A 21660-nucleotide genomic window follows, 5' to 3' on the forward strand; every position below is an offset into this window, starting at 1 on the left:
AATTATAAAACTTATTAATTATCCTCGCTGCTACCCACGCTTCCTAAAATAAGTAATACTTAACAACTTATAAATAAAAGAGAAGTGACCATGCTAGATTTTTGGTATAAAGAGTCTCCACCATTTCCAAAAGATCATAAAGACTTTTGGCGCACTCGCTTAATAGCTCACTCTTTGCTTATAACGACGAGTTACTTTTTAGTTTTAACACTGCTAAACCTCTTTTACTTTCAAAGCTACGATATTGCTTTAATTGATGCTTTGGGGCTTTTTGTATCGTTAGGTATTTACGTCGGCTTTAATAAATCGACCAATGTAAACGCTGCTGCATGGGCTGTAACACTAATGGTTTGCGGCTTAATTATATTGTTTATAATTTCTGTAGGTGGGCATGCGCATTCTTTATTTTGGGCTACGTTAATTCCTCCTTTTGCATTTTTTTTAGTTGGTAGAAACTGGGGAAGTGCATTAAGTGCCGTCGCTTTTATTGTTTGTGCATATCTTGTTTACCAACAACAACAGCAAACCATAACGATTGGTTTAGGCTCTTTATTTAATGTGATTGAAGTAAGCCTTGCTCATATTTTGATTTTTAGATTTTACGAAAAAACACGTTTTTCAGCCTATAATCGGTTGTCTATTCGTAACCTCGAAATTCAACAGTTAGCAGAAACAGATAAATTAACAGGATTATACAACAGACAAAAGTTTGATTTTGAGCTCTCAAAATTAATTGCTAACAATGCAAACTCGACCACCGACAATGCTAATATCGTACTAATTTGCGATATAGATCATTTTAAAAATATAAACGATACCTATGGTCATTTAGTTGGCGATAACGTACTTACTGGGTTTGCAAAAATACTAAAAGAAAAGCTCACAAATAATGCTCTTATTGCACGATGGGGCGGCGAAGAATTTACTATTATTTTATCAAATACATGTTTGAGTGATAGCGTTGAACAGGCGAATGAATTACGCGAATATATAGCCAAAAACACAATTACAAATATAGCGTTTACTATCAGCATTGGTTTAGCTACTGTACAAAAAGACGATACCGTATTAAAACTGTTAGAGCGGGCAGACAAAGCACTATATAAAGCTAAAAATAATGGGCGAAATAAAGTATCTGTAAGCGATAATAACTGCGTTATTACCGCCAATTCTGCCCAACCAAGCGGGCCTATAACACAAGCTTAAGCGTACTGCCCTGCAGCAAATCCACAACTCCATGCATACTGAAAATTGTAGCCGCCCAGCCAACCTGTTACATCGGTTACTTCACCTATAAAATATAAACTTTCGGCTTTTTTAGCTTCAAACGTTTTTGAACTTAACTCATCAGTATCTACACCACCTAGGGTAACTTCTGCTGTTCTATAACCTTCGGTGCCATTTGGTTTAATTTGCCAACCATGAATGTAACTCACTAACTCATCAATTTGGGCATGTGTAAGCTGATTAATATTACAATCTGGAATCGCTTTGCTTTCATGCAGTATTTCTATAAAACGTTTAGGTAAAATTGTCGCAAGGCTATTTTTTAAAGACTTTTGGGCTTGCGTTTCGCGCCAATCAGTAAGTTGCTCTCTTAGGTTTATTTCAGGTAAGAGATTGATAGTTACAGCCTGCCCTGCTCGCCAAAATGAGCTTATTTGTAATATTGCAGGACCTGATAAACCACGGTGAGTAAATAATATATTTTCTTTAAAGGTAGTACCGTTTTCGCTTGAAACTTCACATGGGATGCTAATTCCCGAGAGCCCTTCAAAACGATCTTTATCATGCTGATGCAAGGTAAACGGCACCAAGGCTGCCATCGTTGGCAAAACATTTAAACCAAATTGCTCAGCAATTTTATAACCTATTGGGGTTGCACCTAGTTTTGGCATGGTTAAACCACCCGATGCAATTACTAACGACTCACAGTTAAGTGTTTCTTGCTCTGTAATAACGCTATAGCCGATTTCTGTTTTTGAAACGCTAAGTACTTCGTTGCGTAGCTTTATATTTACCCCAGCCCATTCGCATTCGGTAAGTAAAATATTAACTATGTCTTGTGCGTTGTTATCGCAAAAAAGCTGACCCAATGTTTTATGGTGATAAGCCAAACCATGTCTGTCCACCAGCTCAATAAAGTCATGCTGTGTATAGCGACTCAAACACGACTTAACAAAGTGAGAATTTCCGCATAAGTAGTTATCTGGTGTTGCATTTTCGTTTGTGAAATTACAGCGTCCACCCCCACTTATTAAAATTTTACGACCTGGTTTTTTACCCATATCAAGTACTGTAACACTTCGACCTCGGTACCCTGCCTGTGCCGCACACATCAATCCGGCAGCTCCCGCGCCTATTACTATTACATCTACTTGGGTCATTAATTTATCTCATTAAAAATTTTTTTAGATTATAGCAAATTTAAACATGTTCAACGTATCGAAATAACTATTGGTAATATCACAACAGATTAAATCTATTCTATTTAAATAAAATAATAAAACACACCAATAAGTAATACTTTGTAACTTATTTAATTTTAACAGGTAAATACTAAATAACGACAAAGACCCTATGTACCTTAGTTATAACCAAATGAAATAGGTACATAATGAATTGATATTTTAACTTATTTAACAAATGCTTTACTTTTGTTCCCGCAACGTGAAAATTAATCACGGAATAACTAATAAAACTAGGGATAATTATGACGACAAGTAAAACCTTTAAAAAGTGCGCTATCGCATTAACGCTAAGTACACTTTTTGCAGCAACATCAAGCATTGCTACTCCAACTCAAGACGCTTTACCTTCAATGACTGATATGTCAGCAAAACTACAAAGCCAAAGTGGGCTAGAAACGCAGTTCATTATTAAATATAAAAATAACAGTAATGATATGGCTAGTTTATCAACAGCTGATGCAAGCCCATCAGGTATGAACAAACGTGCACAAAGTTTTGTTAAAAACTTTTCATCTAAAAAAGGCAAAGTAAAAGGTAAATATGTACGCGCTATGGCGCTTAGTAATCACCATGTAATGCGTGCCGATAAAAAATTAAGCGCTGCAGAAGCCCAAGTATTCATGCAAGAAATGGTTGATTCTGGCAATGTTGAGTACATTGAAGTAGACCAAATGTTAAAGCCTTTTTCTACTCCTAACGATCCTCGCTTTGACGACCAATGGCATTACTATGAGCAAGCTGGTGGTTTAAATTTACCTACCGCTTGGGATACAGCAACAGGTAGCGGTGTAGTTGTTGCGGTACTTGATACAGGTTACCGCCCACATGCAGATTTAAACGCTAATATTTTACCGGGTTACGATATGATTTCTAACCTGTCGGTAGCAAACGACGGCGGTGGTCGAGATAGTGATGCGAGCGATCCAGGTGATGGTGTTGCTGCAAATGAATGTGGTTCAAATAGCGCTCAAAATTCTAGCTGGCACGGTACGCATGTAGCCGGTACAGTTGCCGCTGTTACTAACAATGGCGAAGGCGTGGCTGGCGTAGCTTACGACGCTAAAGTAGTTCCTGTTCGAGTGCTTGGTAAATGTGGTGGTTTAACATCTGATATTGCTGACGGTATTATTTGGGCATCTGGTGGTAGTGTTTCTGGTATTCCATCAAACGCCAATCCTGCTGATGTTATTAATATGAGTTTAGGTGGTAGCGGCTCATGTAGCTCTGCAACACAAAGTGCTATAAATACAGCGCGCAGTAACGGAACCGTTATAGTTATAGCTGCCGGTAATGATAACGACAATTCAGCTAACTATAATCCAGGTAACTGTAGCGGCGTAGTAAATGTTGCCTCTGTTGGTCGTAACGGTGGTCGTGCATATTACTCTAACTTTGGTAGTAATATTGATGTTGCTGCACCAGGCGGTGCACAAAATTTTGCTAACGACTCTGAAGGTATTTTATCTACTTATAATTCAGGTTCATCTTCACCTTCAAGCGATAGCTATGCTTACTCGCAAGGTACATCAATGGCGGCACCTCATGTTGCAGGTGTAGCTGCTCTTATTAAACAAGCTAAACCAGATGCAACACCTGACGAAATAGAAAGTATTTTAAAATCAACAGCTCGCTCATTTTCAGCAACGTGTACTAGTTGTGGTACAGGTATTGTTGATGCCGCAGCTGCCGTTGCTGCAGCCAGTGGTGACACTACTCCACCAGCAGGTGACGATAATACGCTAACCGATGGCGAAGCTAAAACAGGCCTTAGTGGCGCAACAAATGCTGAAGCATTTTATACAATGACCGTTCCAAGCGGTGCAACCAACGTTACGTTTACAATGAGTGGTGGCACAGGCGATACAGATTTATATGTACGTGCTGGCAGTAAACCAACAACAAGTACGTATGATTGTCGTCCATTTGAAAATGGTAACAATGAAGAGTGTTCTATCGATAGCCCTACTGCTGGCACTTACCATGTAATGCTGCGTGGTTACTCTGCTTATTCTGGCGTGAGCTTAGTTGGAAATATAACAGGCGGCTCTACTGGTGGCTCTACTCCACCTCAAGCAGGTGGCGGTACTATTAGCGACGTAACAGCGAATGCAGGTGAATGGAAACATTACACACTTGACGTTCCTGCCGATATGTCTTCATTTACAGTAACGACATCTGGCGGCACTGGCGACTCAGATTTATTTGTTAAGTTTGGTAGTCAACCAACGACTACAAGCTACGACTGTCGTCCTTATAAAAGCGGCAACGCAGAAACTTGTACATTCACTAATCCACAAGCGGGTACTTGGCACTTAAGCGTTAATGCTTACAGCACCTTTTCTGGCTTAACACTTAGCGGACAATACCAACCATAAGTATATTTCTCTCCCTACAAAAAAGACCGAGCTAAATTAAATAGCTCGGTCTTTTTATTTGTACTTATACCAATCTGCATCAATTTAACGAATTAAATAGACCCCACATTTAAGAGGATTGATATTATTTACATTTGTTGATTTATTAATTTTTAAAAACAAAAAACCCAGCCTAAGCTGGGTTTTTAAATTCTAAAAGAAGAACTAAAATTACTTAATTTTAGCTTCTTTAAAAAGAACATGTTTACGAATCTTTGGATCAAACTTTTTGATTTCCATCTTCTCAGGCATGTTACGTTTGTTTTTGTCAGTAGTGTAGAAAAAACCAGTACCGGCAGTTGAAACTAAACGGATTTTATCGCGCATGATTCAGATCCTTAAACTTTAACGCCGCGAGCACGGATTTCTGTAAGAACCGTGTCGATGCCTTTTTTATCGATAATACGCATACCTTTAGTAGTAGTGCGTAATGTTACAAAACGTTTTTCACTTTCAACCCAAAAACGGTGTGTTTGTAGGTTAGGTAGGAAACGACGTCTAGTCGCGTTTCTCGCGTGTGAACGGTGATTACCAACCGCTGGACGCTTACCTGTAACTTGACATACTTTAGACATGTCTATATATCTCCAATAACTTCGCTCGAGCTTAATTTAATCTAAGGCCGTGTATTTCCGCCCTAGAGATAAATCGAAGGGCGCTCTTTATACAGCTTTTACAGGCAAAGATCAAACACTGATCTATCCAATCAGCTCATATATGTAAATTTGATAGCGGCTAATTATAAAGATCGAATGCCCTTAGGGAAAGTAAAAACTGCATTTAAATTAAACTAATTTGCCAAAACACGTTAAACAGCTCATTTTTAACACACTTATCCATCAAACAAAGTTAAATAAGGCCTCGCTCGGCAAAAGAAACACATGTTTCCCCTCCAACAATGATGTGATCAAGCACAGTTATGTCGACCAATTGCAGTGCTTGTTGTAATTTATTAGTAATAAGTTTGTCTGCTTGGCTTGGCTCAGCAATTCCACTTGGATGGTTATGTGCAAAAATAACAGCTGCGGCATTATTTTTAAGAGCAGCTTTAACGACTTCTCTTGGATAAACACTTGCTGAGTTAATAGTGCCATAAAAAAGTATTTCGTCTTTAACTAAACGATTTTGGCTATCGAGGTAAAGCACCATAAATACTTCTTGCTGCAAACCACGCATTTGAATCGTTAAATAGTCGTACACTGTATTGGGTGAGTTAAATACAGCCTCTCGTTGGCAACGCTCCTGCATATAACGCTGGCTTAGCTCTAATACAGCCTGCAACTGCACATATTTAGCTGTACCTAATCCTTTTTGTGAACAAAACTCTTCAATACTCGCATTAAACAAATTGTGCAGTGTTTTATTTTCGTTAAGCAAATGCTGTGCAAGCTCTATTACGTTCATACCAGGTAAGCCCGTACGTAAAAAAATAGCGAGTAATTCAGCATCACTTAATGCTTTTGCGCCTTTTTCAATTAACTTTTCGCGAGGGCGAAGTGAATTAGGTAGAGAGGTTAATTGCATTATTAATCCAAGAGCGTCAAAAGTGTCTTATAACTGTAATGCAAATTTTAAAATTAACCTGATTATTTTAAATTTTAAGGCAAATTTAAATGCCAATTGCAGGTCTATTACAAATAAATTCAATACAGTTAATGCTCATAATAGAGTAGCTGCATGAGATAAATTTATTATTTAGAGCTAGGGTCTGTTGATCTTTCAAGGTTGAATTTGCAGCAGTCTGTTTGGTATTTAGGCAAGGCAGAGCCTATACAGTGTGGTTATTCCCCATAAATAGGCGATAACGTAGCATTAATGCCAAACAGGCGCTGCCCAAAGGGTTCTTCCTAGGGGCTATTTACTCTTTGTTGCTCGGTTTTGACTTAGCCCACTAGGTTACAAATCTCGCGCCGCGATTAAATAGCCCCTAGTTTGAACAAATTTTAATCCGCAAAGATCAACAGACCCTAGAGTTAACTTAGTTATTTCGAATTAAAAAACTTAGCTGTAAACGTAAAGATTTGTTATTTTAAACACAATATAAAATAAGGCTTACAAACAACCATGATTGATTTAACCAATAAAAAAATAGTACTTGGCATTAGCGGTGGAATTGCAGCTTATAAGTGCGCAGAACTCGTTAGACGATTAAAAGACCATGGTTGTGAAGTTAAAGTAGTAATGACTGAGTCAGCAAAACATTTTATAACGCCTTTAACCATGCAAGCCGTGAGTGGCGAAACAGTCTCTGACTCATTATTAGACCCTTCAGCTGAAGCTTCTATGGGGCATATTGAATTTGCTAAATGGGCTGACTTAATTTTAGTTGCGCCAGCTACTTGTAATATTATTGCTAAAATGTCTGCTGGTATTGCTGATGATTTACTAACAACGCTATTACTCGCTACGCCTGCAAAAGTAGCTGTAGCACCAGCAATGAACCAACAAATGTATGCACACCCTGCTACGCAAGCTAACTTAGCAACTCTAAAAGCACGTAACGTACTTATTTGGGGACCTGGTAAAGGCGAGCAAGCATGTGGAGATATAGGCGCAGGACGCATGTTAGAGCCTAATGAACTGGTTGAGTTATGCATTGCAAAAGAGCAACCACAATTACTTTTAGGTAAAACAATTACAATAACAGCAGGCCCAACACGTGAACCACTAGACCCGGTTCGTTTTATATCAAACCACAGTTCAGGAAAAATGGGTTATGCCCTTGCAGAGGCCGCTTTACTATTAGGTGCAAAGGTTAATTTAATTTCGGGTCCGGTTACTATTAAAGCCCCTACTGGCGTAAATTTAATAAATATTGAAAGCGCTGAGCAGCTATTAAATGAATCACTAACTTATGCACCACAATCAGATGCATTTATTGGTTGCGCCGCCGTTGCCGATTACCGCGCTGCAACTATTGCAACTCAAAAAATGAAAAAACAAGGCGACGAACTAACACTTACCTTAACTAAAAACCCTGATGTAATTGCAGCAATTGCTAATCTTGAGAAAAACCGCCCTTATACAGTTGGGTTTGCAGCCGAAACACAAAATGTAGAAAGCTACGCTAAAAGTAAACTTAAAAACAAAAACCTCGATATGATTTGCGCTAACGATGTATCGCAAAGCGGGTTAGGATTTAATTCAGATCAAAATGCACTAACGCTTTATTGGCATAATGAGCAGCTAGAATTAACAGTAAGCAGTAAAACAGAAATTGCCCTAAAGGTGATCCAACAACTGGCTAAACATCTATAAAAGGCTGGAAACAAACTGAATAAAACATTAACATACGCCATTCATTTGAACAAAAAATGACTAGAGCTCTTAACTGTGCCACTAAGAAATAACTAATAAAAAAACTAATAGAAAGGAATGTTCATGCCTGCGACAAAAAAAAGTAATCGCAAAGAGCAAATACTGCAAGCACTCGCACAAATGTTAGAAACAAGCCCTGGGCAGCGTATTACTACAGCTAAATTAGCTGCTGAAGTAGGTGTATCTGAGGCAGCGCTATACCGTCACTTTCCTAGTAAAGCACGTATGTTTGAAGGCTTAATTGAGTTTATTGAAGATACCCTTTTATCACGCATTAATCTTATTTTAGAAAACGAAAAAGAAAGTCAAACACGAGTTTATAATATTTTATTACTCCTTTTAACGTTTGCTGAAAAAAACCCAGGCATTACACGCATTTTAACAGGCGATGCATTGCAAGGTGAGCAAGGTCGTTTACGTGAGCGTGTACAAGGTTTATTTGAAAAGTTAGAAACCCAATTTAAACAAGTACTTCGTGAACGAAAACTACGTGAAGGTAAAAACTTTCAAAGTGACGAGCTTACCCTTGCCAACTTTTTACTCGCCTATGTTGAGGGTAAAATGAATCAATTTGTACGTAGCGACTTTAAAGCAAAGCCAAGTGTACAGTTTGAAAAGCAATGGCCAGAATTACAAAAAATTTGGCTATAGTTTTTGTAAATAGCTGACCAAGTTTATGAGTTAACCATATTAACAAAACGACCTTATGGTCGTTTTGTTGTCTCTGCACGTTACTTATCGCCCCTGCCTGCTACTTATCTGATCTAGTCGAAATATAAACAAAACTCGTTACAATAAATTAATGTTAAAAAACGAGAACCAATAATGAAAACAAAGCTCACCCTATTAAGCTCCGCGCTTATTGTTAGCTTAGCTAGCACTACAGCCTATGCAAAAGAAGCATTACAATTTAAAGATGTGTTTAGTTTTAAATCAGCTAAAAATACAGAACTATCTGATGATGGAAAAATTTTATCGCTCAGTGCAACGCCTTATCGTGGTAACGCAACTGGGCAAGTTTATTCATTAAGTAGCAACTCCCTAATTAGCGAAGTTGAGCGCGGCACCAAGCCACATATTAATAAAGCAGCAAACTGGGTTGCCTTTACGCAAGTACCTACCTTACTCGAAAAAGAAACAACCGAAAAAAAAGACACACTCAAAAATAATTTAGTGCTCGTTAATACCCAATCAGGTGAACAACAAAGTTTTGTTGATGTAAAAGATTATAAATTATCAGATGACGGAATATGGCTTGCCTATCGCCTAAATAAAAAAGCCGACGAAGATAGCGATACAGAAACAGAAGATAAAGGCGATACTAAAAATAATAGTAAAAATGATAACGCCATAACACCTGATAAAAAAGACAAAGCCTACTCGCTCATTATCGTAAATTTAGTCGATAAACGCAGCCATACAATAGAAAATGTATTTAGCTACGGCATAAGTGCAAGCAACGACCAATTACTCGTTAGTCAAACTTATACTGATGGCAATAATAATCAAATTGTACTTGTGAGCTTAAATGACTTTAAAAATAGTGTACTTATCGATGAGCCAGGCGTTGTAGCAAGCAAAATTGTATGGCATCCGACAAACGAAAGTGTCGTATTTACGCTGGGGAACTATGTTAATGACGACATGCGACGCCGTAACTACTCGTTGCAACTTTGGGAAAACGAGCAACTATCTACCATAGAGTCGCCAAATAAAGACTGGGTAATAGGTAAAACGGCATCTCTTGAATGGTCTGAAGATGGCGAGCGCTTATATTTTGAAAATCATCCAAAACTTGCCGCTAAAGTAAAAGCAAAAAAATATACCGACGAAGCCTCACTATATGACTTTGACACCATACGCGAACATAAAGGTTTAGATGTGTGGCACAACAACGATGCACAAATAAAGCCACGTGAAGAACAACAATGGAACGAAGTTAATAAAAACCGCCATTACAGCGCGGTGTATCATGTTAACTCGAAAAAAGTTGCGCAACTTAGTACACCAAACATGCCAGAGGTTGCACTAAATCCTGAGCGAAATGTGTCTTTACTTGGCTCATCAAATATCCCTTACTTAGAAAAAATAATGTATGGCGGTTTTTTTGCTGATTACTTTGCAGTAAATATAAATACCGGTAAACAAACACCTATTATTAATGACTATCCGTTTAGACCGAGCCTTGCACCTAATGGTGAATTTGCAGCTTATTTTAGCGACAGCCAAATACAACTAAAAGATTTAAAAAATAACAAAGTAACACCGCTTACCAAAGCAATTAAAGCAACCTTTGCTGATGATAAGCACGACTACCCGTCTACCCAACCAGGCTATGGTTTTGCAGGTTGGATAACCGATAGCAGCCAAGTACTAGCCTACAGTAAATACGATATTTGGGCGTTTGATGTAAAAACGCAGCAAGCTAAGCGCTTAACTAATGGCAAACAAAGTAATACGCAGTACCGTGTTATTAAACTTGATAAGGCCCAAGTGGGCTTTAAAAAAGACGACACATTACTTGTCTCTGCTATTAACTTACAAACTAAACAAAGCGAAGTTGCAAAGCTCAGCTTAACAACTAGCACAGTGACTAAAGTACTTAGCGGTAATAAGCGCTTTGATGTAGTTAAAAAAGCAAAAACAGCTGATAAGTACGTGTTTAACTCACAAACTTATAGCCAATTTCCGGATTACTACCAAACAGATTTTAGTTTTAGTTCACCAAAACAAGTGACGACGCTAAACCCACAAATCAATAATTTTGCATGGGGCGAAAAGCCAGAGCTAATAAGCTATAAAGGCTTTGATGGCGAAGACTTACAGGGCGTACTAATAAAACCAGCGGGCTATAAAAAAGGCGATAAAGTACCGGTTGTTGTGTATTTTTATCGTTATATGAGCCAGCGCATGTATGACTTTCCAAAAATGGAATTAAATCATCGCCCTAACTTTCCTATGTTTACCTCAAATGGTTATGCGGTATTTTTACCTGATATTCGTTTTGAGATAGGTCACCCTGGTAAATCGTCAACGCAAACAATGATTAACGCCACTCAAAAGCTAATTGATTTAGGCATAGCTGATAAAAATAAAATTGGCTTGCAAGGTCACTCATGGGCGGGTTATCAAAGTGCGTTTATGATCACGCAAACAGATATGTTTAAAGCCGTTGTATCGGGTGCGCCGGTATCTAACATGACCAGTGCTTATAGCGGCATTCGATTAAAATCGGGGCTTGCGCGTCAATTTCAGTACGAAATGGGGCAAAGCCGTATTGGTAAAAACTTATTTGAAGCCCCAGAGCTTTATATAGAAAACTCACCGGTATTTTTTGCAGATAAAGTTAATACACCTATTTTAATCATGTCTGGCGATAAAGATGACGCAGTGCCTTGGCATGAAAGTGTGCAGTATTACTTAGCACTACGTCGTGCAGGAAAGGACGCCACGTTTTTACAATATGCAGGTGAGCCACATCACTTAAAAAAATTCCCTAACCAGGTCGATTTTTCAATCCGTATGATGCAGTACTTTGATCATTACCTAAAAGGTAAGCCCGCTGCAAAATGGATGACAGAAGGCGAAACATTCATTAAAGAATAAAACGTTACTAAAAACAAAAAGCCGATATTGTTTTACAATATCGGCTTTTTTAAACTTAAATAGCTAGTGTTCTACATTTTAGCTTTAAATTTTAACTTTATAGCTTTTCTAAAACAGCTTCTGCTCGGCTAACGACAAACTCTTTGTCTTGCTCTACAAATAAACCCGTTACTACATCGTTTTCGATGATCATTGCGTAACGAGCAGAACGAATGCCACCAAAGCCTGCTGTATCTTTATCAAGCCCTAATGCTTTAGCAAAACTAGCGTCGCCATCGGCAAGCATTGAAATTTCTTGCGCATTTTGAGAGTCACCCCATGCCTTCATTACAAACGCATCGTTTACGGATACACAGTAAATTGCATCAACACCTTTTGCTTTAATTTTATCAGCAAGTGTAATAAATTCAGGTAAATGCGCATTTGAACAGGTTGGCGTAAACGCGCCTGGCACTGCGAATAACACAACTTTTTTACCTGCAAACAACTCATTATTAGTCAGTGTTTGCATACCGTCATCTGTTAATTGCGAAAGCGTTACAGCGGGTAGTGTTTGACCTTGTTCAATCATGATAAATCCTTAATAGCATTGAATAATAAAAAGTGAAGCTACAGCATACAACTTCCACTGTATGGTTACGAGCAAAGATAAAGCGAGGTGTAAAACCTCACCTACAATAAACATAAAACCAGCAACATACGCCAAACCCGTAGGTGCGAATTTACATCAATCATGTAGCTTGGCTTTAATATTTTAAAAGCAAAAAGCGAGGTGTAAAACCTCACCTACAAAAACATCGAACCCAATAACATACACCAAACCTGTAGTGTAAAACCTCACCTACAATAAACATCAAATACAACAATATACGCCAAACCTGTAGGTGCGAATTTACTTCGCGCTCATGGCTATTGTCGTATGGCTTCAATGTTTAAAAGCGAGGTGTAAAACCTCACCTACAAATAAAACATACACCGAACCGAACAACATACACCAAACTCGTAGGTGCGAATTTACATCGCGCTCGTGTAGCTTGGTTTTAATGCAAACAAAGCGAGGTGTAAAACCTCACCTACAATAAATATCAAACCGAACAACATACACCAAACCTGTAGGTGCGAATTTACTTCGCGCTCTTGTAATGTGGCTTTAATGCAGTGAACAAAGCGAGGTGTAAAACCTCACCTACAAATAAAACACACGCCAAACCGAACAACATACACCAACCCCGTAGGTGCGAATTTACTTCGCGCTCATGTCTTATATTGCGTGGATTGAATTTTAAAAAGCGAGGTGTAAAACCTCACCTACATTAAAACCAAAGCGAGGTATAAAACCTTACCTACAATAAACATCGAACCGAACAACATACACCAACCCCGTAGGTGCGAATTTACTTCGCGCTCATGTCTTATATTGCGTGGGTTCAATGTTGAAAAGCGAGGTATAAAACCTCACCTACAAATAAAACATACACCGAACCGAACAACATACACCAAACCCGTAGGTGCGAATTTACTTCGCGCTCGTGTAACGTGACTTTGATGAGCTTAAATACAAAAAAAGCGCGGTACAAACCGCGCTTTTATAAAATGAGCATAGTTAACTATGCACTTTTAACTCACTGTATTTTTACTTCGTAAGCTGGCTCATAAAGCTAGAAAAATCTTTTCCTAACTTTTCATCGCGCATACTGTATTCAACAATTGCTTTTAAATAACCAAGCTTGTCACCACAGTCGTGCGAACGTCCGCTCATATGAAACGCTTCTACTGTTTCTTTTGCCATTAGCGCATCAATAGCGTCTGTTAGCTGAATTTCGTCGCCTGCACCCACTGGGGTTTTAGCTAGTAATGGCCAAATATTTTTACTTAATACATAACGACCAACAACAGCTAAGTTAGATGGAGCTAGCTCAGTAGCTGGCTTTTCAACCATAGCTTTAATAGCTGCACTTTCACCCTCGTTAAGTTGTACGCCATTAATATCGGCAATACCGTATTTACTTACATCTTCTTGGGCTACAGGCTCAAGCATAATTTGGCTTGCTTGTGTTTCTTTAAAACGCTTGATCATCGCCGCTAAGTTTTCTGTTTTTTGATCAGCCGTATACGCATCAAGAATTACATCAGGTAGTAAAACTACAAAATCGTCGTCTCCAACAATTGGTTTTGCACATAAAATTGCATGCCCTAAACCTTTAGCTTCACCTTGGCGAACGCTCATTATTGTTACGTCTGGAGGACAAATTGAACGAACTTCTTCAAGTAATACGCGCTTAACACGTTTTTCAAGGGTCGCTTCAAGCTCAAAACTTGTATCAAAATGGTTCTCAATAGCATTTTTAGAACTATGCGTTACTAGCACAATATCTTTAACACCGGCTGCAACACACTCATTTACAATATATTGAATTAAGGGTTTATCAACTATTGGCAACATCTCTTTAGGAATTGCTTTAGTCATTGGGAGCATTCTTGTTCCTAGGCCCGCTACTGGTATTACAGCTTTCATGTTTATCCTTAATGCTTATAATTAATTTGCTATAGGTTTAAGTTATCAGTAATGAGATAGATATAAGCTGAACGAATTGCAGCTAAAATTTTACTATGCCACTACACCTACACATACGCTAAACCTGTAGGTGCGAATTTATTTCGCGCTCGTGTAATATGGCTTTAATGCAAACAAAGCGAGGTATAAAACCTCACCTACAAAAATATCAACCCCAACAACATACGCCAAACTTGTCGGTGCTAATTTACATCAATCGTATAACGTGGTTTCAATATTTTAAAAGCAAAAAGCGAGGTGTAAAACCTCACCTACAATAAACATCAAACCTAACAACATACGCCAAACCTGTAGGTGCGAATTTACATCAATCGTATAACGTGGTTTCAATATTTTAAAAGCAAAAAGCGAGGTGTAAAACCTCACCTACAATAAACACCAGATCCAATAATAAACACCAACCCCGTAGGTGCGATTTTACATCGCGCTCGTGTAACGTGGCTTTTATGCGTATTTAATATAAAAAGCGAGGTATAAAACCTCACCTACAATAAACGCCAACTCCAATAATAAACTCCGCCCCGTAGGTGCGATTTCACTTCGCGCTCTCACTTTTACTTTACTTCTGCTACATTTAAATAAACACATAATAGAACATAAAATGAAACATTCTGATTTATTAAGAAAGGGTCGAGTATCTTTAAAAAATCACTTTTACTCAATCACATTAGTAGCTCATAAAAGAGAGAATAAGTTTGTTTCACTTGCTGTAAATCGCCTGATTACCAAAGAAATGAGGGCTATAGAAGTACAAAAAACAGCGCAAACAATAGCATTTGTAATTATGCCAAATCATATACATTGGCTTATACAATTAGGTGAAAAACAGACTCTTTGCGAAGTGGTGAAAAGTTTTAAAGGTAGGTGTTCTAAGAGTATTCGCGATAATACAAATATTAAGCAACTATGGCAGCGAAATTACTACGATCATTTAATCCGAGATGAAGAGGATTTAATAAATAATGCAAGGTATATCATTGCGAACCCACTTAGAGCAAATATAGTAAAAAGTGTAGCCCTGTATCCCTATTGGGATTGTATTTATTTAAACGAAAGAAAATAAAGCGAGGTGTAAAACCTCACCTACAACAAACACCAAATACCAACTCCAATAATAAACACCAAACCTGTAGGTGCGACTTTACACGTACTCATGTAACCTGGCTTTAACGCAAATTTAATATAAAAAAGCGAGGTGTAAAACCTCACCTACAAATAAAACATACACCGAACCGAACAACATACACCGAACCTGTAGGTGCGAATTTACTTCGCGCTCATGCAACTTGGTTTAATATTTTGAAAGTAAAAAGCGAGGTGTAAAATCTCACCTATAAAACAATTTAAACGTGAGGTTACTTTATAATACCGTTGATTTTTAAGTAACCCACAATTTGTTCAACACTTTGTTCTATTGTTTGCTCAGCTGTTTTTACGTGTATTTCAGGGGTTTGTGGCACGTCGAATGCGGAGCTAATACCTGTAAAATTAGGTATTTCACCTGCGCGCGCTTTTTTGTATAACCCTTTTGGATCGCGGCTTTCGCACACCTCTATTGGAGTATCTATAAATACCTCAAAAAATTCACCGTCAGTCATTATGCCTCGAGCTTGAGCTCGGTCTGCGGCAAATGGTGAAATAAACGCAGTCGATACAATTAAACCAGCTTCAACAAACAATTTAGCCACTTCGCTTATACGGCGAATGTTTTCAACGCGGTCTTCATCGCTAAAAGTAAGCCCTTTGTTTAAGCCCATTCTAACGTTATCGCCATCAAGCAAATAAGTATGGCAGCCTAGTTCAAATAACTTCGCTTCAACCGCATTCGCAATTGTTGATTTACCAGAACCACTTAGCCCTGTGTACCAAAGTAATACCGGCTTATGACCTTTATGTGCTTGTTTTTGATCTCGCGACACAGTTTGATCATGCCATACAATGTTTTCATCTTGTTTCATAGTTCTCACGTCAATTTTGATTCTAGGTTTTACCTTTTACTATTTAAAAGCACCTAGCTATTTATATTTAAAATGGAAAAAATATTGGTATGCATATTAAAACAACTAACGCATACACAGCACTTACCGGCAAACCAACTTTAACAAAGTCTTTTAAGCAGTAGTTACCCGCATTAAACACCATTAAATTAGTTTGATAACCATAAGGGCTAATAAAGCTACCACTCGCAGCAAAAGCAACGGTCATAACAAATGGCAATACATCAACCCCAAAACCAAGCGCTATTGTATACCCTATAGGAAACATTAATGCGGCAGCAGCATTATTAGTAACAAACTCAGTCATTAACCAAGTCACAATATAAAGAAGTATTAATGCCGTATATACGTAGCTTGGGTCGTTGTACTGGCTAATAAACACACCTAAAGTATCTACCACACCAGAGTTTACTAACGCATTAGAGAGTAAAATAGCTGACGATACCACCAACCAAATATCAACCGGAAAACGCCTAACTAACTCACTTGCGGTTAAACTTCGCGTAAACAACAAACCACCTAGTAATAACACTAGTCCTTCGAGTAAATCTAACACGCCTAAAGCCGCAAGTACTATTGTAGAAATAAATCCACCAATCGATAACCACGCGCGCCAACCGTTAATTCTTGATTCTGGCTCCACACCAGAAAGAGTCAAAAAGTTTTTAGTTATATTGGTTCTGCTTTTATAATCGCTACCAACAGCGAGTACTAAAAAGTCACCAGAGCGAATGACCACCTCTCCTAGTTTCCCCGAAACCTGATCGCCATCGCGCTTAATAGCAACAACCGCAGCATCAAACAACGCTCTAAAGCCAGTGGATTTTAATGTTTTGCCAACAATAATACTTTCTTGCCTAACAACAACTTCTGTTAAGTTACTATTTAGCCTACCGTTTTTTTCAGCAAAAATTTCTAAGCCAGAAAACTGCCCCAGTTGAAGTAGCTTTGTAATTTCACCACAAAATATCAGTCTATCAGCAGGTTGAATAACCTCCGATGGTGATACAGGGCTAATTAAGCTACCTTCCCTAACTATTTCAACTAAAAACAACGACTCTAAATGACGCAAACCATTCGCCTCTACAGAGTTACCCACCAACTCCGAGTCATTTTTTACTTTAGCGTCAATAAAGTACCCTTCAGACGTCGCCTTTTTTTGCTCAATACTTGGCAGCATTCCACTACAAAAGTACATAACAATACCGCAAGTAATAACCAAAATAGAACCAATAGCAGTAAAGGAGAAAAACGATAATGAACGCCCAGAAGCCTCAATATACATTGAGTTTACAATTAAATTAGTTGATGTACCTATTAGCGTTAAAGTGCCGCCTAAAATAGAGGCATACGATAAAGGTAATAATAATTTACTCGAAAAATGATGAGGGTTATTACGTATAGGAGATAATAAAGTTGCCACAACGGCTGTATTATTTAAAATTGATGAAAACAGTGTCGTAACACCAAAAAGCCTAAGCCATGTAGAGTGGTAATTACTTACAATTATTTTAGAGGCAATAACTCTTAACAGTCGGGTTTTTTCCAGTGCTAAAGAACATAAAACAAGTAAAATTAAAGTCACAAGCCCAGGGTTTGCAATACTCGTCAAAAACTGTGTTTTAGTAACTAAACCACAACCAATTAAAGCAATTAGTGTTCCACCAAAAACAGCAACAGGCCGGCTTTGCAAAACAACTAAACCTAAAACTGTTAGTGCAAAAATAAAAAGCGTTAAATAAGCATCTAATGGCATGATTAAAGTAGCCATCCTTTATAGAGGAAAAAAAAGCGGGCTAAAAAGCCCGCCATGCTTAACATAGGTTGTTTAGCGAACTACTTTTGCATCCCAATGAGGGTAATGCTTACGTACTAATGCATTAAACTCAACTTCAAATGCAGAGTATTCACTCTTAGCATTATTCGCTTTAGATTCTAATGGTTTGCGTATCATACCCGCGCCAACAGTTACGTTAGTAAAGCGGTCAATAATAATAAATGAACCTGTATTTCGGTTTACATCGTAAGCATCAAACTGCACTGGTGCAGTTAATGCAAACTGACAATTACCAATTTCATTTAAGTTTAGCTGTGTAGCATCTTGTTTATCTAATGTATTTACATCTACTTTATAATTAACTTGCTCTACGTGTCCGTAAACAGATTTAGTGCCAACTTTAATTTCGTACTCGCGGTCAACTTTTAATGCTTCTTCGGTCATCCACACAACATCAGCTTCAAAACCACTAGCTGAATAAGGCTTTTGATGAGGACGAACTAACATATCGCCGCGACTTATATCTATTTCATCTTCAAGCGTTAAGGTAATAGCCATGCCAGCAGTTGCTTTTTCAAGGTTGCCGTCAAACGTTACAATAGACTTAACCTTACTTTCTTTACCAGAAGGTAATGAAGCAACCGTATCGCCAACGCGAATATCGCCAGCAGCTACTGTGCCGCTAAAGCCACGAAAATCTAAATTAGGGCGGTTTACATATTGAACTTGTAATCTAAATGCATCGTTAGTTGCACGATCTATAGATACCGTATTAAGCAGCTTCATTAATGTAGAACCAGGGTACCAAGTCATCGCTTCACTTTCGTTTACAACATTATCGCCGCGCAGCGCCGAAATTGGCACAAAGCGAATATCATCAAACGATAGTTTTTTAGCAAACTCGCGGTAGTCTTTCTTAATATCTTGATATACAGATTGCTCGTAACCAACCGCATCCATTTTATTAATAGCAATAACTACATTTTTAATTCCCAGCAGAGAACAAATATAGCTATGACGACGTGTTTGTACTTGCACACCGTGGCGAGCATCAATCAAAATAATCGCTAAGTCACACGTAGAGGCACCTGTTGCCATGTTACGTGTGTACTGCTCATGCCCTGGCGTATCTGCAATAATAAATTTACGTTGCTCTGTAGCAAAGTAACGGTAAGCCACATCAATGGTAATACCTTGCTCACGCTCAGACTGTAAACCATCAACTAATAATGCTAAATCAAAGTCATTATCGGTAGTATTAAAACGTTTTGAATCTTTTTCGATAGCAGCCATCTGATCTTCAAAAATCATTTTGCTATCGTAAAGTAAGCGACCAATTAATGTAGATTTACCATCATCAACACTACCGCACGTTAAAATGCGTAGCATATCTTTGTTTTCATGAACTTTTAAATAAGCTTCAATATCAGAAGCAATTAGAGACGTATTTGTAGACATCTTAAAATCCTTAATCTTTCTACATCCAGCAATAAATGACTGGTAAAAAATTTAACTCAGTTAGCTAACGGCTAACTGTCATCTGCAATAGCTTAGAAGTAACCTTCCATTTTTTTCTTTTCCATAGAGCCTGCAGAATCATTATCAATTACACGGCCTTGGCGTTCAGATGTAGTACATAACAACATTTCTTGAATAATTTCAGGTAACGTTGTTGCCACCGACTCAACTGCACCCGTTAATGGGTAACAACCAAGTGTTCTAAAGCGCACCATTTTTTGCTGAACTTCTTCACCTTCTTTAATTTCCATACGCTCATCATCAACCATGATCAATGTGCCATCACGTTCAACAACAGGGCGTTCTTTAGCAAAGTATAAAGATGGGATCTCAATACCTTCTAAATAAATATATTGCCAAATATCTAACTCAGTCCAGTTACTAAGTGGGAAAACACGGATGCTTTCGCCTTTATCAACTTTACTATTATAAATATTCCATAACTCAGGGCGTTGGTTTTTAGGATCCCAACGATGCTTAGAATCACGGAACGAATAAACACGTTCTTTAGCACGCGATTTTTCTTCGTCACGGCGAGCACCACCAAAGGCAGCATCAAAACCATGCATATCAAGTGCTTGCTTTAAACCTTCAGTTTTCATTATATCGGTATGCTTTGCACTACCATGAACAAATGGGCTAATACCCATTTCAACACCACGTGGATTTTTATGGACGATTAAATCAAAGTTATATTTTTCAGCTACTTGATCGCGAAATGCAATCATTTCTTTAAATTTCCATGTAGTGTCTACATGCATTAATGGAAATGGGATTTTTCCTGGGTAAAATGCTTTTCTTGCAAGATGTAATAACACCGAAGAATCTTTACCTACAGAATACAGCATTACTGGGTTACCAAACTCAGCAGCCACTTCACGCATTATATGAATCGATTCGGCTTCAAGCGCCTTTAAATGGGTCAACTTATCTTCATTCATAATGTTTATTTATATCCTAGATTCATTAAAGTTTTAGCTAAGTTATTAAATAAAAATAAATTCATTCAAGTTTACTTATCTAAATTAATTAAACTTTACAGCCAATGTAAATTTCTATAACGGTGAAAAATACAAGGTAATATTTGTGCTATTGAAGGTAAGGATAGCGAATTAGTTGAACCAGTGACATTAACTTTTAGTTATGTCTAATTACTTTTCATACCAATGGTTTTTATAAGCCCCAGTGCGTCCTAAAATACTGGCGTTGATATTTCTAGGTATAAAACCTAAACGTTGCCTTTTATTTGTTTGCATTACAGAACTTAAAAAAAATCGGATAGCATAAAATAAGTTAGGTACTTTTTAATAAAGTGGCATATACCCACTACCACTCAGTAATAAAAGATTTCCAAACTGATAGTACAATCTAATAGGTGCTCTACTTTATAAGTTACACATAGAAATTCACTTATTGAGTTACCTAAACGATGAATCATCTCAACTTTTTAGCGGCAGCCACAACCCAAAGATTAAAAAAACAACAAATCAATGCCGCTTAAAAATGCGATTGAAGCACCTTTTGCTGATGATAAACACGACTACCCTTCTACTCAACCTGGCTATGGTTTTGCTGGCAGCATAACCGAGGGCGAAGTATTTATTAAAGAAAAATCACCAAAAAAAAGCCGATATTGTTTTACAATATCGGCTTTTTTAAACTTAAATTTAATGGTCTCATTTTAGCTTTGAATTTTGAGAGTCACCTTATAGCAAAACTCGTATATGCGAATTTATTTCGTGCTTGTGTAACGTAGTTTTATGCAGCTTTAATGCAAACAAAGCGAGGTGTAAAACCTCACCTACAATAAACATCAAGCCCAACAACATACGCTAAACCCGTAGGTGCGAATTTACTTCGCGCTTGTGTGACGTGGCTTTAATATTTTAAAAGCAAAAGCGAGGTGCAAAACCTCACCTACAATAAACATCAAACCCAACACATATGCCAAATCTGTAGGTGCGAATTTACTTCGCGCTTGTGT

17 protein-coding genes are annotated in these 21660 nt (G+C 37.9%); 7 read left to right on the plus strand and 10 right to left on the minus strand.

Translation table 11 applies throughout. The features are described from left to right. Window positions 1-90: 90 nt before the first annotated feature. Window positions 91-1206, plus strand: coding sequence for a GGDEF domain-containing protein (locus I6F65_RS12870; protein ID WP_024610501.1), 1116 nt, complete (start codon window positions 91-93; stop codon window positions 1204-1206). Here I6F65_RS12870 and I6F65_RS12875 read toward each other — a convergent pair. Further along, window positions 1203-2387 (minus strand): NAD(P)/FAD-dependent oxidoreductase, encoded by a 1185-nt coding sequence (locus tag I6F65_RS12875; protein WP_024610500.1) that lies wholly within the window; start codon window positions 2385-2387, stop codon window positions 1203-1205. The genes I6F65_RS12870 and I6F65_RS12875 overlap by 4 nt on opposite strands. Window positions 2388-2713: 326 nt before the next feature. Between I6F65_RS12875 and I6F65_RS12880 the strand changes: the two genes are divergently transcribed. Then, window positions 2714-4846 (plus strand): S8 family peptidase, encoded by a 2133-nt coding sequence (locus I6F65_RS12880; protein WP_197113181.1) that lies wholly within the window; start codon window positions 2714-2716, stop codon window positions 4844-4846. A 210-nt stretch (window positions 4847-5056) separates the two neighbouring features. Here the strand turns inward: I6F65_RS12880 and rpmG are convergent, their stop codons facing one another. The 3 genes from rpmG to radC all read right to left on the minus strand — a co-directional run bounded on the left by rpmG (window position 5057) and on the right by radC (window position 6409). Next, window positions 5057-5212 carry a 50S ribosomal protein L33 gene (gene rpmG, locus I6F65_RS12885; RefSeq protein ID WP_004335545.1) on the minus strand — a complete coding sequence of 52 codons (156 nt, stop codon included), beginning with the start codon at window positions 5210-5212 and terminating at the stop codon, window positions 5057-5059. Window positions 5213-5223: 11 nt separating this feature from the next. Next, entirely contained in the window at window positions 5224-5460 is a 237-nt protein-coding gene (gene rpmB, locus I6F65_RS12890; protein ID WP_004335549.1) for a 50S ribosomal protein L28, read from the minus strand. 274 nt (window positions 5461-5734) lie between these two features. After that, on the minus strand, window positions 5735-6409 hold the full coding sequence (gene radC, locus I6F65_RS12895) for a DNA repair protein RadC (protein WP_024610010.1): 675 nt from the start codon (window positions 6407-6409) through the stop codon (window positions 5735-5737). A gap of 540 nt (window positions 6410-6949) precedes the next feature. Here radC and coaBC point away from each other — a divergent pair. The 3 genes from coaBC to I6F65_RS12910 all read left to right on the plus strand — a co-directional run bounded on the left by coaBC (window position 6950) and on the right by I6F65_RS12910 (window position 11809). Beyond that, a complete protein-coding gene (coaBC, locus tag I6F65_RS12900; protein WP_197113183.1) occupies window positions 6950-8143 on the plus strand; it encodes a bifunctional phosphopantothenoylcysteine decarboxylase/phosphopantothenate--cysteine ligase CoaBC in 1194 nt (397 codons plus the stop codon). A 123-nt stretch (window positions 8144-8266) separates the two neighbouring features. Continuing rightward, on the plus strand, window positions 8267-8854 hold the full coding sequence (gene slmA / locus I6F65_RS12905) for a nucleoid occlusion factor SlmA (protein WP_024611140.1): 588 nt from the start codon (window positions 8267-8269) through the stop codon (window positions 8852-8854). Between the two features lie 174 nt (window positions 8855-9028). Next, window positions 9029-11809 carry a prolyl oligopeptidase family serine peptidase gene (locus I6F65_RS12910; RefSeq protein WP_197113185.1) on the plus strand — a complete coding sequence of 927 codons (2781 nt, stop codon included), beginning with the start codon at window positions 9029-9031 and terminating at the stop codon, window positions 11807-11809. Window positions 11810-11906: 97 nt separating this feature from the next. Here the strand turns inward: I6F65_RS12910 and I6F65_RS12915 are convergent, their stop codons facing one another. After that, window positions 11907-12380 carry a peroxiredoxin gene (locus tag I6F65_RS12915; RefSeq protein WP_024611142.1) on the minus strand — a complete coding sequence of 158 codons (474 nt, stop codon included), beginning with the start codon at window positions 12378-12380 and terminating at the stop codon, window positions 11907-11909. 1062 nt (window positions 12381-13442) lie between these two features. Then, on the minus strand, window positions 13443-14324 hold the full coding sequence (gene galU, locus I6F65_RS12920; RefSeq protein WP_029880444.1) for a UTP--glucose-1-phosphate uridylyltransferase GalU: 882 nt from the start codon (window positions 14322-14324) through the stop codon (window positions 13443-13445). 661 nt (window positions 14325-14985) lie between these two features. Here galU and I6F65_RS12925 point away from each other — a divergent pair. After that, the gene (locus I6F65_RS12925; protein ID WP_197113187.1) at window positions 14986-15447 is read left to right on the plus strand and encodes a transposase; all 462 of its coding nucleotides are present in this window, start codon (window positions 14986-14988) and stop codon (window positions 15445-15447) included. A gap of 292 nt (window positions 15448-15739) precedes the next feature. Here the strand turns inward: I6F65_RS12925 and cysC are convergent, their stop codons facing one another. From cysC to cysD, 4 genes are all read right to left on the minus strand, one after another. Beyond that, window positions 15740-16342, minus strand: coding sequence for an adenylyl-sulfate kinase (cysC, locus tag I6F65_RS12930; protein WP_197113190.1), 603 nt, complete (start codon window positions 16340-16342; stop codon window positions 15740-15742). A 67-nt stretch (window positions 16343-16409) separates the two neighbouring features. After that, window positions 16410-18137, minus strand: coding sequence for an SLC13 family permease (locus I6F65_RS12935; protein WP_197113192.1), 1728 nt, complete (start codon window positions 18135-18137; stop codon window positions 16410-16412). A gap of 72 nt (window positions 18138-18209) precedes the next feature. Further along, window positions 18210-19616, minus strand: a complete 1407-nt coding sequence (gene cysN / locus I6F65_RS12940) for a sulfate adenylyltransferase subunit CysN (RefSeq protein WP_197113195.1) — start codon at window positions 19614-19616, stop codon at window positions 18210-18212. 92 nt (window positions 19617-19708) lie between these two features. Further along, complete coding sequence (cysD, locus tag I6F65_RS12945) at window positions 19709-20617, minus strand: sulfate adenylyltransferase subunit CysD (protein WP_197113198.1); 909 nt, start codon at window positions 20615-20617, stop codon at window positions 19709-19711. A 549-nt stretch (window positions 20618-21166) separates the two neighbouring features. Here cysD and I6F65_RS12950 point away from each other — a divergent pair. Then, window positions 21167-21361 (plus strand): hypothetical protein, encoded by a 195-nt coding sequence (locus I6F65_RS12950; protein WP_197113201.1) that lies wholly within the window; start codon window positions 21167-21169, stop codon window positions 21359-21361. The last annotated feature ends 299 nt before the right edge of the window (window positions 21362-21660 follow it).

Source organism: Pseudoalteromonas sp. SWXJZ94C (assembly GCF_015864385.1).
Lineage (GTDB): Bacteria > Pseudomonadota > Gammaproteobacteria > Enterobacterales > Alteromonadaceae > Pseudoalteromonas.

What these genes read in the sequence shown, in the direction of transcription:
- cysD (WP_197113198.1), bottom strand. Translation starts at nt 20,617, where the DNA reads ATGAATGAAGATAAGTTGACCCATTTAAAGGCGCTTGAAGCCGAATCG.
- I6F65_RS12870 (WP_024610501.1), top strand. Translation starts at nt 91, where the DNA reads ATGCTAGATTTTTGGTATAAAGAGTCTCCACCATTTCCAAAAGATCAT.
- cysC (WP_197113190.1), bottom strand. Translation starts at nt 16,342, where the DNA reads ATGAAACAAGATGAAAACATTGTATGGCATGATCAAACTGTGTCGCGA.
- I6F65_RS12925 (WP_197113187.1), top strand. Translation starts at nt 14,986, where the DNA reads ATGAAACATTCTGATTTATTAAGAAAGGGTCGAGTATCTTTAAAAAAT.
- coaBC (WP_197113183.1), top strand. Translation starts at nt 6,950, where the DNA reads ATGATTGATTTAACCAATAAAAAAATAGTACTTGGCATTAGCGGTGGA.
- galU (WP_029880444.1), bottom strand. Translation starts at nt 14,324, where the DNA reads ATGAAAGCTGTAATACCAGTAGCGGGCCTAGGAACAAGAATGCTCCCA.
- I6F65_RS12935 (WP_197113192.1), bottom strand. Translation starts at nt 18,137, where the DNA reads ATGCCATTAGATGCTTATTTAACGCTTTTTATTTTTGCACTAACAGTT.
- cysN (WP_197113195.1), bottom strand. Translation starts at nt 19,616, where the DNA reads ATGTCTACAAATACGTCTCTAATTGCTTCTGATATTGAAGCTTATTTA.
- I6F65_RS12910 (WP_197113185.1), top strand. Translation starts at nt 9,029, where the DNA reads ATGAAAACAAAGCTCACCCTATTAAGCTCCGCGCTTATTGTTAGCTTA.
- I6F65_RS12950 (WP_197113201.1), top strand. Translation starts at nt 21,167, where the DNA reads ATGCCGCTTAAAAATGCGATTGAAGCACCTTTTGCTGATGATAAACAC.
- I6F65_RS12915 (WP_024611142.1), bottom strand. Translation starts at nt 12,380, where the DNA reads ATGATTGAACAAGGTCAAACACTACCCGCTGTAACGCTTTCGCAATTA.
- radC (WP_024610010.1), bottom strand. Translation starts at nt 6,409, where the DNA reads ATGCAATTAACCTCTCTACCTAATTCACTTCGCCCTCGCGAAAAGTTA.
- I6F65_RS12875 (WP_024610500.1), bottom strand. Translation starts at nt 2,387, where the DNA reads ATGACCCAAGTAGATGTAATAGTAATAGGCGCGGGAGCTGCCGGATTG.
- slmA (WP_024611140.1), top strand. Translation starts at nt 8,267, where the DNA reads ATGCCTGCGACAAAAAAAAGTAATCGCAAAGAGCAAATACTGCAAGCA.
- rpmG (WP_004335545.1), bottom strand. Translation starts at nt 5,212, where the DNA reads ATGCGCGATAAAATCCGTTTAGTTTCAACTGCCGGTACTGGTTTTTTC.
- rpmB (WP_004335549.1), bottom strand. Translation starts at nt 5,460, where the DNA reads ATGTCTAAAGTATGTCAAGTTACAGGTAAGCGTCCAGCGGTTGGTAAT.
- I6F65_RS12880 (WP_197113181.1), top strand. Translation starts at nt 2,714, where the DNA reads ATGACGACAAGTAAAACCTTTAAAAAGTGCGCTATCGCATTAACGCTA.